Source organism: Pseudonocardia broussonetiae (genome assembly GCF_013155125.1).
GTDB classification, from domain to species: Bacteria; Actinomycetota; Actinomycetes; order Mycobacteriales; family Pseudonocardiaceae; genus Pseudonocardia; species Pseudonocardia broussonetiae.
Window position 1 is genome coordinate 5,342,900 of sequence record NZ_CP053564.1, and the last position, 13,650, is coordinate 5,356,549.

The following is a 13,650-nucleotide window of genomic DNA, read 5'->3' on the forward strand; positions in this document are numbered from 1 at the left end:
ATCCCGGAATCTCGGCCAGTACCCTCGCCCCGGTCGCATAAACCGTCGAGAGGGCCCGGGTGGTGCGCGAGAACAGGGAGACCGACGAGGTCCTGGTGTGCATGGCGCAGCGCCTGCAGAGCCAGCTCGAGCGGCAGCTCACCCTCGTGGAGCGCCTCCAGGTGCACGGCCGCGACGAGTCGCTGGCCGACCTCGCCGAGCTGCGCACGTCGCTGCAGCGCTCGCTGCGCGGCAGCGAGAACCTGCTGGTGCTGGCCGGTGCGCAGCAGGGCCCGCGCTCCCGCGGCCCCCGGTCGGTCGCCGACGTGCTGGCCGACGCCCGCGCCGGCGTCGAGGACGTCACGCGCATCGGCCTCGGGCCCGCACCCGACACCAGCATCGCCCCCCGCGCCGTGTCCGGGCTGGTCGCGCTGTTCACCGAGCTCCTCACGCACGGGCTCGCCGTGGCGGCCCCGCTCACCCGGGTCGACGTCGCGAGCGCGCGGTCCGAGGACGGCGGCGTGGTCGTCGAGGTCGTCGTCGACGGGCCGTCGGCGTCGGCCGGTGAGCTCGACGAGCTCAACCGCCGCCTCGGCGACCGCCCGATCATCGACGACATCGTCTCCAACCGCGTCGGCCTGTTCGTCGCGGCGCGGCTCGCCCGGCGCTGCGGCGTCGCGCTGCGGGTGCAGCACCGGCGGGGCGCGCTCGCCGGGTCCGGGGTCGTCGTCGTGGTGCACTGCCCGCCCGACCTGCTCGACGCCGTCGCCTTCGCCGCCCCCGACGCCCCGCGCGCCTGGCACCGGGAGCCGGCGGGGCGTCCGGGGAACGGGCAGCCGGGGCACGGGCAGCCGGCGAACGGGCGGGGCAACGGTCATCCGGCCAACGGCAACGGTCGCCCGGGGTCCTTCGGTGGGCCCGGTGGCTTCGGCGGGCCGCAGGGGCCGCCGGCCCGGCGTCCCGACCCCCTGTCGGACCCGCTGCCCGGGTTCGTCCGCCGCGACCAGGTGGAGCCGACGGGTTTCGACGCGCCGCGTCCCGACCTTCCGTCGTCCGACGGGCCCCGGGTCGACGGGCCCCGGCTCGACGGGCCGCGGCTCGACAAGGCCCGCTCCGACGTCCCGTTCGCTGACCGGGGTGGGGCCTCGGATCCCCGGCAGCCCGGGCGGAACGGTTCGGACCGCGGCGGGTTCGGGCGTGACGCCCAGAACCGGGACGACCTGGGCCGGGACGACCTCGGCCGGGACGACCTCGGCCGCAACGGCTCGGGGCGGAGCCACCTCGATCCGCTCGGTATCGGGCGGCCGGCTGTTCCGGGTGCCGACGACCTGGGGCGCGACGGGGCCGGCCGCGACGGTTCGGGGCGCGACGACCTGAGCCGGCCCGGCTCCGGCCACGACGACCTGGGCCGGGGCGACCGGGCGCGTGACGACCTGGGCCGGGACGACCGGGGGCGCGACGACCTGGGTCGGAACGGCGCCGAGTGGGGCGAGCAGGGGTCGGGTCACGCCGGTCGGAACGGTTCGGGCCGGAACGGCTCGGGCCGGGTCGACGCCGGGCGCAACGACCTGGGCCGCAACGACCTGGGCCGCAACGACCTGGGCCGCAACGACCTGGGCCGCAACGACCTGGGCCGCAACGACCGCGGCCGCGACGACCTGGGCCTGGGCGACCTCGGCATCGGTGACCCGCTCCGCCCGGAGCCGGACCGCCGCGACCCCCTCCGCACCGACCGCCCCGCCGCCGGCCACCCCGCCCCCGCGGGCGGCCCCGGCACCGACCTCCCCGGCACCGACCTCCCCGGCACAGCGGGCCGCCCCGGCGCCGGCCTCCCCCGCCGCGACCCGGCCCGCCGCGACGCGCCGCGGGTCGAGCCCGCACCGTTCTCCGCGCAGCCGGGCGGCCCCGGGGCTGCCGAGCTCCCCGCACACACGTCCGGCACCGACCTGCCCCGCCGCGGCACCCCCGACCTCCCCCGCCGCGGCGAGCCCACGCGCGCCGGGGGCCCGGGGTCCGGGGCGCAGCCCTTCGGCGGCGCCCCGTTCGGAGGCGCCCCGTTCGGAGGTCCGCTGCCCGGTGGGTCGCCGCTCACGGCCCGCCCGTTCGGGGGCCCCGAGACGCACCGGTCCGACGTGCAGCGGTCCGACGTGCAGGGCTCCGAGCACCGGACCGAGCTCCCCGGCACCGAGTCCTACCGCTCCGGACCCGCCCTCTCCGAACCCCACCGCTCCGAACCTCACCCTTCCGAGCCCTACCGCTCCGAACCCGGCCGCTCCAAGCCGCACCGAGCCGAGCCCCACCGCTCGGAGCCCCTGTGGCGTGACGAGCCGCGCCGTCCCGAGGACCCGTTCCGCCCCGGTGGCGCCGTGCGGCCGGTCGAGCCGCCGGTGCGGCCCGCCGAGCCGGAGGAGCGCCCCGACCCGATGGCGCCCGACGCCTACTGGGACGACGACGAGGCCCCGCTCACGAGCGGCAGCGGCGACGCGGAGCTGTTCGGCCCGCTGACGAACTCGCTGCGCGACCGGATGCGCGAGATGGCGCCGACGCCGATCTACGAGGCCGTGGCGTCGGCGTGGTTCGTCGACAGCGAGACCGAGGCCGCCGGCCGCGCCGCGGGCGCCCCGCCGCAGGACTGGAACACCCCCAGCGACGCCGAGTGGCGCGCCGCCTCCGAGCGGGCGTCGCGGCCCGGGCAGCCCCAGACGTCCACCCCGGCCGGGCTCCCCCGCCGCCGCCCCGGCACGCAGATGGTGGCCCCGCCGCGCGGCGGCACGCCGGCTCCGCCCAACGGGTCACGCGACCGCGAGCCCGAGCGGGTCCGCGAGCGCCTGGCCGTCTACCAGCAGGGCCTGGAGCGCGGCCGTCACCGCGCCTCCGACGCCGACCGCTGACCACCCGGCGCAGCACGCCCGACCCGGCCGCCGCGCCCGCTCTATGCTCGCGCGATGCCGCAGTTCAGGATCTCCGAGGTCGCCCGCCTGCTCGGTGTCAGTGACGACACCGTCCGCCGCATGGTGGACCAGGGGACGCTCCCGGTGAGGCGCGACGAGTCCAACCGGCGCGTCGTCGACGGCGAGGCGCTCGCCGCGTTCACCCGCGAGCACGCCCGCGCGGTCCCGGACCCCTCCGACGTGCACCGCTCCGCCCGCAACCGCTTCGTCGGCCTCGTCACCCACGTCGTCCAGGACACCGTGATGGCGCAGGTGGAGATCCAGTGCGGCCCGCACCGGGTGGTGTCGCTGATGAGCAGCGAGGCGGTGCGCGAGCTCGACCTGCGGCCCGGGGTGCTGGCGGTGGCGGTGGTGAAGTCGACGAACGTGGTCGTGGAGACGCCCCAGCGCCTGCCCCTGCACCGCTCCGACGCGCCGGACTGACCCCGCTCCGCGCCCCGCGTTCCGCGGAACGCAGCGGGCCCACCGCGCCGCCCCCGCCCTCGCCTCACTGCGTTCCGCGGAACGCACTAGGCACCACCGCCAGCCGCGGTGATCACCGAGACCGCACCGCCACGGTCCCCCACACGGCCCTGAGGTCACACTCCCGACGATCACCAGCCCGTGATCTCCGCCGGCCACACACCACGGTCGCCCCAAGGACCGTGGTGTGCGAGCCGCAGCGATCAAGTGTCCGTCCCGAGGACGCGCACCCGCGCTTCGCAGCGTTCCGCGGAACGCACCCCGGACCCCGGTCGGCCGCGTGATCACCGCGACCGCACCGCCACGGTCCCCCCCACGACCCTGACGTCACGCTCTCGACGATCACCAACCCGTGATCGCCGCCGACCGCACCACACGGTCGCCCCGACGACCGTGGTGTACGAGCCGCGGCGATCAAGTGCCGTCCCAACCGGCGGCAGCAAGCCGGTCCGCGCTCCACTGCGTTCCGCGGAACGCGCCCCACACCGCCGCCGCCCGCCGGCGCCCGCGGTCGGACACAACAGCGATCACCACGCGGCGAGCGGTCGCCCACACCGCCCCCCGACCGGCCCGAGCCCGACCACGAGCGCGTTCCGCGGAACGCGAGAGCCACCGCCGCCCAACCGCATGCACCGACCGTGAGCGTTCCGCAACCCCCAGGCAACGAGCGACGCCAACGGAAACCTCCCGGCACTCCCGAGGCAACCGTCCGGCAACGGACGGGACCTGTAATGACTCCTGACCACACATCACCGCCGCTGGTGGCCACCGCGAGCCCCCAGGAGCTGATCACCGATGCCCGCGCCGTCGACCACCGCGCCCTCCCACCTGCACGTCGTCCCGGACTCGGTGCGTGCCGAGATCGACGGGACCCACCGCTCGGTCGTCGTCGTCGGCGGGGGCCAGGCCGGGCTGTCCGCCAGCTGGTGGCTCGCGCAGCGCGGGGTCGACCACGTCGTGCTCGAGGCGTCGACGGCCGGGCACGAGTGGGCCGACCGCCGGTGGGACTCCTTCTGCCTCGTCACGCCCAACTGGCAGTGCGCGCTGCCCGGCTTCCCCTACGACGGGCCCGACCCCGACGGGTTCATGGTCCGCGAGGAGATCGGGGCCTACCTCGAGAAGTTCGTCGCGTCGTTCGACCCGCCCCTGGTCGAGGGCGTGCGGGCCACGGCGCTGCGGGCCCGCGGCGACGGCGCGTTCGAGATCCGCACCGACCGCGGCACGCTGTCGGCCGACCAGGTCGTGATCGCCACCGGGCCCTACCAGGTGCCGCGCACCCCGCGGATGGCCGAGCGCCTCCCCGACGACGTGCTGCAGCTGCACTCCTCGCAGTACCGCAACCCCGACCGGCTGCCCGAGGGCGCCGTGCTCGTCGTCGGCACCGGGCAGTCGGGCTGCCAGATCGCCGAGGACCTGCACCTCGCCGGGCGCACCGTGCACCTGGCCACCGGCACCGCGCCGCGCGTCGCCCGCTTCTACCGCGGCCGCGACTGCGTCGCCTGGCTCTCGGAGATGGGCACCTACACCAAGGGCATCGACCAGTTCGCCGACGCCGAGGCGGTGCGCCACCGCACCAACCACTACGTCACCGGGCGCGACGGCGGCCGCGACATCGACCTGCGGAAGTTCGCGCTCGAGGGCATGGCGCTGCACGGGCGGCTCACCCGCATCGCCGAGGGCGTCCTGCACTTCGACGGGTCGCTGCGCTCCAACCTCGACGGCGCCGACGCCGTGTGCGAGGGCATCAAGGACTCCATCGACGCCCACATCGCCGCGCACGGCATCGACGCGCCCGTCGAGGAGCGCCCCGGGCCGGTGTGGGCCCCCGCCTCCGACGACCCCGAGCACGTCGACCTGGCCGCCGCCGGCATCACGACGGTCATCTGGTCGACCGGCTACGGCCGCGACGACCGCTGGATCGAGCTCCCGATCTTCGACGGCCGTGGCTACCCGACCCACGACCGCGGCGTCTCCAGCCAGCCGGGCCTGTACTTCGTCGGCCTGCCCTGGCAGTACACCTGGGGCTCGGGCCGGTTCGCGGGCGTCGCCGCCGACGCCGAGCACGTCGTGCGCCGGATCGTCGACACCCGCCTGAGCCAGGTCGCCGACGGCCTGCACTGGCTGGCCGGCACGCCGTCGAGCACGTTCCCCCGCGACGAGGACTGGGTCGCCCCGCGCAGCGCGAGCTGACCGCACCCGTCCCCGCCCCGCCCACCCGTCCTGGAGGACGCCGTGCCCACGACCCGGATCGCCACCGTCTCCGCCCCCTTCGACCGCGACCTCGAGGCCGGGTTCGCCCGCATCGCCGGCCTGGTCGCCCAGGCCCGCGACGCCGGCGCCGCGCTGCTCGCCCTCCCCGAGGCCGCGCTCGGCGGCTACGTCTCCGACCTCGGCGGGTCCGCCGCCCCGCCGCCGGCCTTCGCGCTCGACGGCCCGGTGATCGCGCGCCTGGCCCGCCTGGCCGGGGACGTCGTCGTCACCGCCGGGTTCTGCGAGGACGCCGACGGCGGGCCGTTCAACGCGGCGGTCTGCGTGAGCGGCGACGGGGTGCTCGGCAGCTACCGCAAGACCCACCAGCCCCTGCTCGAGGGCGCCACCTACGCGGCCGGCACCACGTTCGACGCCTTCGACACGCCGGTCGGCCGGATCGGCATGCAGATCTGCTACGACAAGGCGTTCCCCGAGGTGGCGCGCACGCTGGCACTGGACGGCGCGCGCGTGATCGTGTCGATGTCGGCCTGGCCGGTGAGCGCCACCGACCCGCACCCGGACCCCGCGCAGGACCGCTGGACCCGCCGCTTCGACCTCTACGACCGGGCCCGCGCCCTGGAGAACCAGGTCGTGTGGGTCGCGGCCAACCAGTACGGGTCGTTCGGCTCGATGACCTTCGCCGCGAACGCCAAGATCGTCGACCCGGGCGGGGAGATCGTGGCCGCGACGGGGCAGACGGCGTCGATGGTCACCGCCGACTTCGACCTCGTCGCCGACATCGACGCCCACCGCTCCGGCATGGGCAACCTGCGCGACCGACGCCCCGAGCTCTACGGGGCGCTCACCCGCCCGGCGCTGCTGCCCGTCTGACCGGACGCCCGCCGGGGCCGTGCGCGTGGGAGGCCGTGCGCGGGGAAGGCCGTGCGCGGGGAAGGCCGTGCGCGGGGAAGGCCGTGCGAGAGTGCGGCCATGGATCTCGGACTGACCGGCAGGCGCGCGGTGGTGACCGGCGCGAGCCGCGGCATCGGGCTCGCGGTGGCGCTCGGGCTCGCCGCCGAGGGCGCCGACGTGGCCCTCGTCGCGCGCGACCCGCGGGCCCTCGACGACGCCGCCGCGCGGGTGGGCGCGCACGGCGGCCGGGTGCTGGCCGTCGCCGCCGACACCACCGACGACGCGGCCGTGCGCGCGATGGTCGAGCGGGTCGCCGGCGAGTGGGGCGGCGTCGACGTCCTGGTCAACGCGGCCGCGAAGCCCTCGGGCGGCCCGGTGCCGGCGCTGGCCGACCTCACCGACGACGCGATGCGCCAGGAGTTCGAGACGAAGGTGCTGGGCTACCTGCGCTGCGCCCGCGCGGTCGCGCCGCACATGGTCGCGCAGGGCTTCGGCCGGATCGTGAACATCAGCGGGCTGGGTGCCCGGCAGACCGGGTCGCTGGCCGGGTCGGTGCGCAACGTCGCCGTCGCCGCGCTCACCAAGAACCTCGCCGACGAGCTGGGCCCGTCCGGCGTCGGGGTCACCGTCGTGCACCCCGGGCTGACGGTCACCGAGCGCATGCCCGCCCTGCTGGCCGCCCGCGCCGAGGCCGGGGGCACCACGGCCGACGAGGTCGAGGCGGGGCTCGCGGCGGGCACCAGCATCGGGCGGCTCGTGACGGCGGAGGAGGTGGCCGACGTCGTCGTGTTCCTGTGCTCGCCGCGCGCCGTCGCCGTCACCGGGGACGCCGTGGCCGCCGGCGGCGGGGCCCGCGGCGCGATCCACTACTAGGACGTCCGGCCACTATTGAGACACCACGGCGGCGCCGCGTCGGGCAGGGTGGGACCCCACGGACGAGGGGGTGCGCATGGGTCTGGGGCCGGATCTGGTCGCGGAGCTGGAGGCGGTCGTCGGGGCGGAGCACGTGCGCACCGCCCGCGGGGACCTCGAGCCCTACAGCCGCGACGCCACGCCGATGTTCCGCGGCGCCCCCGACGCCGTCGTGTGGCCGCGCACCGCCGAGGAGGTGGCGGCGGTGCTGCGCCTGGCCACCCGCCACGGCGTGCCGGTGGTGCCGCGCGGCGCCGGGTCCAACCTGTCGGCGGGCACGCTGGCCGACCGCGGCGGGATCGTCCTCGTGCTCACCCGGATGACCTCGATCCTGGAGGTCGACGCCGACGAGCTGCTGGCGCGCGTCGAGGCCGGCGTCACCACCGCCGCGCTCGCCGAGGCCGCCGCCGCGAAGGGCCTGCTCTACGCCCCCGACCCGGGCAGCCGCACGGTCTCCACGGTCGGCGGCAACGTCGCCACCTGCGCGGGCGGGCTGCGCGGCCTGAAGTACGGCGTCACGCGCAACTACGTCCTGGGCACCACGGCCGTGCTCCCGACCGGCGAGATCATCCGCACCGGCGGGCGGCTGTGGAAGGACGTCGCGGGCTACGACCTCACCCGCCTGCTCACCGGCTCCGAGGGCACCCTCGGCGTGCTCACCGAGATCACCGTCGCCCTGCTGCCGATGCCCGCCACCACCGGCACCGGCGTGGCCTACTTCCCCTCGCTCGCCGACGCCGGCCGTGCGGTCACCGCGGTCATCGGGGCCGGGATCGTGCCCGCGACCCTGGAGTTCCTCGACGCCAAGTGCATCGGCGCCGTCGAGGACTACGCGCACCTGGGCCTGCGCCGCGACGCCGGCGCGCTGCTGCTGTTCGGCGACGACGGCACCGACGACGTCGTGGCCCGCACGCTCGACCGCATCGGCGAGCTCAGCACCCGCCACGCCGCGCTGGAGGTGACGCTCGCCGAGGACGTCGTCCGCTCCGAGGCGCTGCTCGCCGCCCGCCGGTGCGCGCTGCCCGCGCTCTCGCGCCTGGGCACGCTGACGATCCTGGAGGACGCGACGGTCCCGCGGCCGCGGCTGGCCGAGATGGTCGGGCGCATCGACGAGATCGCCGCGCGCCACGACGTCGACATCGCGACGTTCGGGCACGCGGGCGACGGCAACCTGCACCCGACGTGCGTGGTCGACCGGCACGACGAGGACGCGGCGCAGCGGGCGCACAAGGCCTTCGGCGACGTGTTCGCCGCCGCGATCGCGATGGACGGCACGATCACCGGCGAGCACGGCGTCGGCGCGGCGAAGCTGCCCTACCTGCAGGACCGCCTCGGCGCCGACCAGGTGGCGCTGCTGCGCCGGATCAAGGCGGCCTTCGACCCGGCCGGCATCCTCAACCCCGGGAAGCTCGGATCATGAACCTGTTCGACCCGCAGCTGCTCGACCGCTGCATCTCCTGCGGGTTCTGCCTGCCCGCCTGCCCGACTTACGCCCTCACCGGCGACGAGGGCTCCTCCCCGCGCGGGCGGATCACCCTGATGCGGGCGCTGGACACCGGCGTCCTCGACGTCGACGACCCGCGCGTGCGCGAGGAGGCGTCGTTCTGCCTGGGCTGCCGGGCGTGCGAGCCGGTGTGCCCGGCGGGCGTGCAGTACGGGCAGCTGCTGGAGACCTGGCGCGACCTGGAGTGGGCCGGGCGCGACCGCCCGCTCGTCGCGCGGCTGCTCACCACGGTCACCGCGGTGACGCCGCTGCTGCGGCTGCTGGGCCTGGTCCGCCGCCCGGCCCGGGGCGCGGGGCCGCCCGACCGGTCGCTGATGCTGGGCTGCGTCGAGCGCGGCCTGTTCCCCGGGGTCAGCCGGGCCGTCCGCCGGCTCCTGCCCGGCATCGCCGTGCCGCCCGCGCAGGGCTGCTGCGGTGCGCTGCACGCCCACAACGGCGACTCGCAGCGCGGCGAGGAGCTCGCCCACCGGCTCGGGGAGCAGCTGCCCGGCGTCGTCGTCACCACCTCGGGCGGGTGCGCCGCCCACCTGGCCACGGTGCTGGGCCGCGAGCGCGTGCAGGAGCTGAGCGAGCACCTCGTCGCCACCGGCACGACCCCGGTCGGCGAGGTCCGGGTCGGCGGGCGCCGCGCACGGGTGGCGCTCCAGGACTCCTGCCACCTGCGCAACGGGCTCGGCGTCGCCGCGCAGCCGCGCGCGCTGGTCGCCGCGGTCGCCGACCTCGTGCCCGTGCCCGGCGAGGCGACGTGCTGCGGCGCCGCGGGCACGTACTCGCTGCTGCGCCCCGGCGACAGCCGCCGCATCCTCGACCCCAAGCTCGACGCCGTGGAGGCCGCGGGCGTCGACTACGTGGTGACGGTCAACCCCGGGTGCCTGCGCCAGCTCGACCAGGGGCTGCGGCGGCGTCGCAGCCGCGTCCGCGCGGTGCACCTGGCCGACCTGCTGCTCGACGCCGCGGGCGGCCGCGCACTGCCCCGGCCGCGCCGGCGCGCGCTGCGGGCGGGCCGCGGCTGACGCCGTTTCCCCTGCTCCCCCGCGGGTACGCCGCGGCGCATGGAGATCGGCTACAAGCTCGCCAGTGAGGCGTTCGGCCCGCAGGAGATCATCCGCCAGGCGGTCCGGGCCGAGGAGGTGGGCTTCGACTTCGTGGAGATGAGCGACCACTTCCACCCCTGGCTGGACAACCAGGGCCACAGCTCGTTCACGTGGAGCGTGCTGGGCGCGATCGCCGCCCGGACCTCGCGGATCCGGCTGGTGACCGGCGTCACGTGCCCGATGATCCGCTACCACCCGGCGGTCGTCGCGCAGGCTGCGGCGACGATGGCGCTGGTGTCCGACGACCGGTTCACCCTCGGCGTCGGCGCGGGCGAGCGGCTCAACGAGCACGTCGTCGGCCGCGGCTTCCCGGCGGTCGGCCCGCGCCACGCCATGTTCCGCGAGGCGCTGGAGATCATCCGGCTGCTGTGGCGGGGCGGGTACCGCTCCTACCGGGGCACCTACCTGCAACTGGAGGACGCGCGGGTGTTCGACCTCCCCGAGCGGCTGCCGGAGATCGCGGTGGCCGCGAGCGGCCCGTCGTCGGCCCGGATCGCCGCCGAGCTGGGTGACGACCTCTTCGCCACCGACGCCGACCCCGACCTCGTGGCGCACTACCGCGACGCGGGCGGGCGCGGGGGCGGGTACGCCGAGGTGTCGCTGGCGTGGGCGCCCGATGTCGACACCGCGGCGCAGGCGGCGCTGTCGACGAACCGGTGGGGCCTGACGGGCTGGAAGGTGATGAGCGAGCTGCCCAACCCCGTCAACTTCGACGCCGCGACGACGACGGTGCGCGTGGAGGACGTGATCGGGAAGTTCGCGTGCGGACCCGACCCGGAGCGGCACATGGAGCTGGTGTCGTCCTACCTCGACGCCGGGTTCGAGCGGATCGTGCTGATGAACGCCGGCCCCGACCCCGACGGGTTCCTCGACTTCTACCGCGACGAGCTCGCCGGTCGCATCCGGGAACGCGCGCAGCCGGCCGCTGCTGCGGCCGGCGGTGCGTAGGGGCTCCGGTGCGCGAGGAGCTCCGCCGCGAGCTCGACGGGCTCGGGGCGCACCTGGCCCTGATGTGCGGCTGCGCCGGGTCGTCGATGGAGCGGGCCGTCCGGGCCGTGCTGCGCGCCGACCTCCCGCTCGCCGAGGCCGTGATCGGCGAGGAGGCGCACATGGAGCACCTGCGCGCCGAGGGTGCCGGGTGCGCCCACCGGCTGCTGATGCTGCAGGCGCCGGTGGCGCGCGACCTGCGCCGCGTCGTCACCGCGATGCAGGCGGGCGAGCGGATCGCCCGGATGGGTGGGCTCGCCTCCCACGTCGCCGGGGTCGCCCGCCGACGCCACCCCGACCGGGCCCTGCCCGCCGAGCTGGCGGCGCCCTTCGCCGAGATGGCCGCGCTCGCCGTCGGGCTCGCGCGGCGCGTCGGGGACGGCTGCGCGGCCCCGCTCCAGGAGCAGTGGGCCGAGCGCGAGCGCGACGACGACCGGGTCGACGCGCTGCACCGCGACCTGCTCGCGACCGTGCGCCGCCCCGAGGCCGGGTACGACGTGCGCACCGGTGTGGACGTCGCCCTGCTGACCCGGTTCGTCGAGCGCTTCGCCGACCAGGCCGTGTCGGTGGCGCGCCGGCTCGACGACGTGGTGGCGGTGCGCGCCGGCGGCGTGCGGGGCTGACCGCCGCGCACCCCGGGTCACGCACCTGCTCGTGCTCACCGACGACCGCGGGCCGCCTACGCTGCGTCAGGTCCGCCGGGCCCCGGCCCGGCTGCGGACCTCCGCTCCGCAGCCACCGGTGTCCTGATCCACCGAGGTACGGGTCGCCCGCCATCCGGTGGGTACCCCGTCCGGAACCACCATGAACGAGTGGAGGAGGGCACACCGCGTGCCGGTACCGCAGGAGACCCGGAGCACCCGGCCGGGCGGCCACGTCGTCGTCGTCGGTGCGTCCGCGGGCGGTGTCGAGGCCCTGCGCAAGATGGTCGCCGGCTTCCCTGCCGACCTCGACGCCGCCGTCGTCGTCGTGCTGCACATCCCCCGCAGCTCCCCCGGCGCGCTGCCGAGCATCCTCGACCGCGCCGGGCCGCTGCCCGCGCAGGCCGCCCGGCACCACGCGCCGCTGCGCCGCGGGGTCGTGCACGTCGCCCCGCCCGACCACCACGTCCTCATCGAGGACGGGCGGCTCCTGCTCTCCACCGGGCCCACCGAGAACGGCCACCGCCCGGCGATCGACCCGCTGTTCCGCTCCGCCGCGGTCTCCCACGGCCCCCGCGCGATCGGGGTCGTCCTGTCCGGCACCCGCGACGACGGCGCGGCCGGGCTGGCCGTCCTCGCCGAGCAGGGCGGCACCGCCGTCGTGCAGGACCTCGACGACGCGATGTACCCGGCCATGCCCGCCAACGCGCTGCAGCTCGTGCCCGACGCGCTCGTGCGCACCGCCGACGAGCTCGGCGCGGCCGTCGCGGAGCTGCTGCGGCGCCCGGTCGGCCCGCGTCCCTCGTCGCACGCCTCGGTGACGCCGCTGCGCGCGGAGGTGTCGGTGGCCGTCACCGACCGGCCCAGCACGGAGGACATCTCCGGCGCGGTCCCGTCGCCCTACTCCTGCCCGCAGTGCCACGGCGTGCTCTTCGAGGTGCCCGGGCCGCCGCGCCCCCGCTTCCGCTGCCGCGTCGGCCACGCCTGGTCGCCCGAGAGCCTGGAGGCCGACCAGACCACCGGCGTGGAGAACGCGCTCTGGATCGCGCTGCGCGCGCTGGAGGAGAAGGCGTCGCTGGTGCGCCGCCTCGCCGACGAGGCCCACGCGAACGGCCACCGCCGCACCGCGGAGCAGTACCGCGCGCGGGCCCGGCACGCCGAGGGGCAGGCCGAGCAGGTCCGCGCGCTGCTGCAGCCCGAGCAGCCCTCGACCGGCGAGCTGAGCTCGGGCTGATGCGGGCCCCGCTGCGGTGCGAGGTGCCGCTGCGCTACCCCGTCGGGCTGGTCGTCGTCACGGGCGTCCTGCGGTTGGACAGCGCGCCGGTGCTGCGCGCGGCGGCGCTCAAGGTCCTCGCCGACCGGCCCTCCGCGCTGGTGCTCGACCTCGCCGGCCTGGAGGTCTCCGATCCCGCCGCCGCGACGGTCCTGCCGCTGATCGAGCAGCACGCGGCCAACCGCGCCGACGCGGCGCTGCTGCTGGCCGCCCCGTCGCCGAGCGTGCTCGGGGAGCTGCGGCGCCTGGGCGTGAACGTCCCGGTGCACCCCAGCCGGGCCGCCGCGCTCGCCGCCGCGGCCACCCGGCCGGCGCCGACGCGCGTGCGCCTGCCGTTCGCCGCCGTCGAGGACGCCGCCGGGGCCGCCCGCGACCGCGTCCGCCACGCCTGCCGGCTGTGGTCGCTGAGCGACGGGCTGTCGCAGCGCGCGGCCCAGGTCGTCAACGAGCTCGTCACCAACGCCGTGCAGCACACCCGCACCGGCGGCACCCTGCTGGTCACCCGGCGGCCCGCGCTCCTGCACCTCGCGGTGCGCGACGCCAGCCCCGACCCGCCCGTGCTGGGAGAGGGGTTCGGCCTGCGCATCGTCGACGGGCTGAGCACCGGCTGGGGGGTGCGCGCGGTCCCGGACGGCAAGGTGGTCTGGGCTACCCTGCGGATCTGGCCGGACATCGACCCGCGCACCGCCCGTACGGTCGTCGAGCGGTGAGCAGGCCGCGCGGAGAGGGGCAGCAGGGAGAGGGG

The 13,650-nt window shown here is 76.9% G+C and carries 11 protein-coding genes; all 11 read left to right on the forward strand.

The features are described from left to right. The first annotated feature begins 62 nt into the window (after positions 1 to 62). The 11 genes from HOP40_RS25880 to HOP40_RS25930 all read left to right on the forward strand — a co-directional run bounded on the left by HOP40_RS25880 (position 63) and on the right by HOP40_RS25930 (position 13,615). A complete protein-coding gene (locus HOP40_RS25880) occupies positions 63 to 2,870 on the forward strand; it encodes a hypothetical protein (RefSeq protein WP_172163042.1) in 2,808 nt (935 codons plus the stop codon). Between the two features lie 54 nt (positions 2,871 to 2,924). Continuing rightward, a complete protein-coding gene (locus tag HOP40_RS25885) occupies positions 2,925 to 3,353 on the forward strand; it encodes a TOBE domain-containing protein (protein WP_172163045.1) in 429 nt (142 codons plus the stop codon). Positions 3,354 to 4,187: 834 nt separating this feature from the next. Next, positions 4,188 to 5,582, forward strand: coding sequence for an MSMEG_0569 family flavin-dependent oxidoreductase (locus HOP40_RS25890; protein ID WP_172163048.1), 1,395 nt, complete (start codon positions 4,188 to 4,190; stop codon positions 5,580 to 5,582). 42 nt (positions 5,583 to 5,624) lie between these two features. Next, positions 5,625 to 6,473 (forward strand): carbon-nitrogen hydrolase family protein, encoded by an 849-nt coding sequence (locus tag HOP40_RS25895; protein WP_172163051.1) that lies wholly within the window; start codon positions 5,625 to 5,627, stop codon positions 6,471 to 6,473. A 99-nt stretch (positions 6,474 to 6,572) separates the two neighbouring features. Next, positions 6,573 to 7,367 (forward strand): SDR family NAD(P)-dependent oxidoreductase, encoded by a 795-nt coding sequence (locus tag HOP40_RS25900; RefSeq protein WP_172163054.1) that lies wholly within the window; start codon positions 6,573 to 6,575, stop codon positions 7,365 to 7,367. A gap of 76 nt (positions 7,368 to 7,443) precedes the next feature. Further along, positions 7,444 to 8,826, forward strand: coding sequence for an FAD-binding oxidoreductase (locus HOP40_RS25905; protein WP_172163057.1), 1,383 nt, complete (start codon positions 7,444 to 7,446; stop codon positions 8,824 to 8,826). After that, positions 8,823 to 9,923, forward strand: a complete 1,101-nt coding sequence (locus HOP40_RS25910) for a (Fe-S)-binding protein (RefSeq protein WP_172163060.1) — start codon at positions 8,823 to 8,825, stop codon at positions 9,921 to 9,923. The genes HOP40_RS25905 and HOP40_RS25910 overlap by 4 nt, the downstream gene beginning before the upstream one ends. A 39-nt stretch (positions 9,924 to 9,962) precedes the next feature. Beyond that, positions 9,963 to 10,952 carry a TIGR03557 family F420-dependent LLM class oxidoreductase gene (locus HOP40_RS25915; protein ID WP_172163063.1) on the forward strand — a complete coding sequence of 330 codons (990 nt, stop codon included), beginning with the start codon at positions 9,963 to 9,965 and terminating at the stop codon, positions 10,950 to 10,952. Between the two features lie 8 nt (positions 10,953 to 10,960). Further along, a complete protein-coding gene (locus HOP40_RS25920; protein ID WP_172163066.1) occupies positions 10,961 to 11,614 on the forward strand; it encodes a phosphate signaling complex PhoU family protein in 654 nt (217 codons plus the stop codon). Between the two features lie 208 nt (positions 11,615 to 11,822). Continuing rightward, the gene (locus HOP40_RS25925) at positions 11,823 to 12,866 is read left to right on the forward strand and encodes a chemotaxis protein CheB (protein ID WP_240157282.1); all 1,044 of its coding nucleotides are present in this window, start codon (positions 11,823 to 11,825) and stop codon (positions 12,864 to 12,866) included. Beyond that, complete coding sequence (locus HOP40_RS25930) at positions 12,866 to 13,615, forward strand: ATP-binding protein (protein ID WP_172163072.1); 750 nt, start codon at positions 12,866 to 12,868, stop codon at positions 13,613 to 13,615. Before HOP40_RS25925 ends, HOP40_RS25930 begins: the two co-directional genes overlap by 1 nt. Positions 13,616 to 13,650 lie beyond the last annotated feature (35 nt).

Coding starts and splice junctions, on each gene's coding strand:
- HOP40_RS25885 (WP_172163045.1), top strand. CDS start 2,925: ATGCCGCAGTTCAGGATCTCCGAGGTCGCCCGCCTGCTCGGTGTCAGT.
- HOP40_RS25890 (WP_172163048.1), top strand. CDS start 4,188: ATGCCCGCGCCGTCGACCACCGCGCCCTCCCACCTGCACGTCGTCCCG.
- HOP40_RS25900 (WP_172163054.1), top strand. CDS start 6,573: ATGGATCTCGGACTGACCGGCAGGCGCGCGGTGGTGACCGGCGCGAGC.
- HOP40_RS25905 (WP_172163057.1), top strand. CDS start 7,444: ATGGGTCTGGGGCCGGATCTGGTCGCGGAGCTGGAGGCGGTCGTCGGG.
- HOP40_RS25910 (WP_172163060.1), top strand. CDS start 8,823: ATGAACCTGTTCGACCCGCAGCTGCTCGACCGCTGCATCTCCTGCGGG.
- HOP40_RS25915 (WP_172163063.1), top strand. CDS start 9,963: ATGGAGATCGGCTACAAGCTCGCCAGTGAGGCGTTCGGCCCGCAGGAG.
- HOP40_RS25930 (WP_172163072.1), top strand. CDS start 12,866: ATGCGGGCCCCGCTGCGGTGCGAGGTGCCGCTGCGCTACCCCGTCGGG.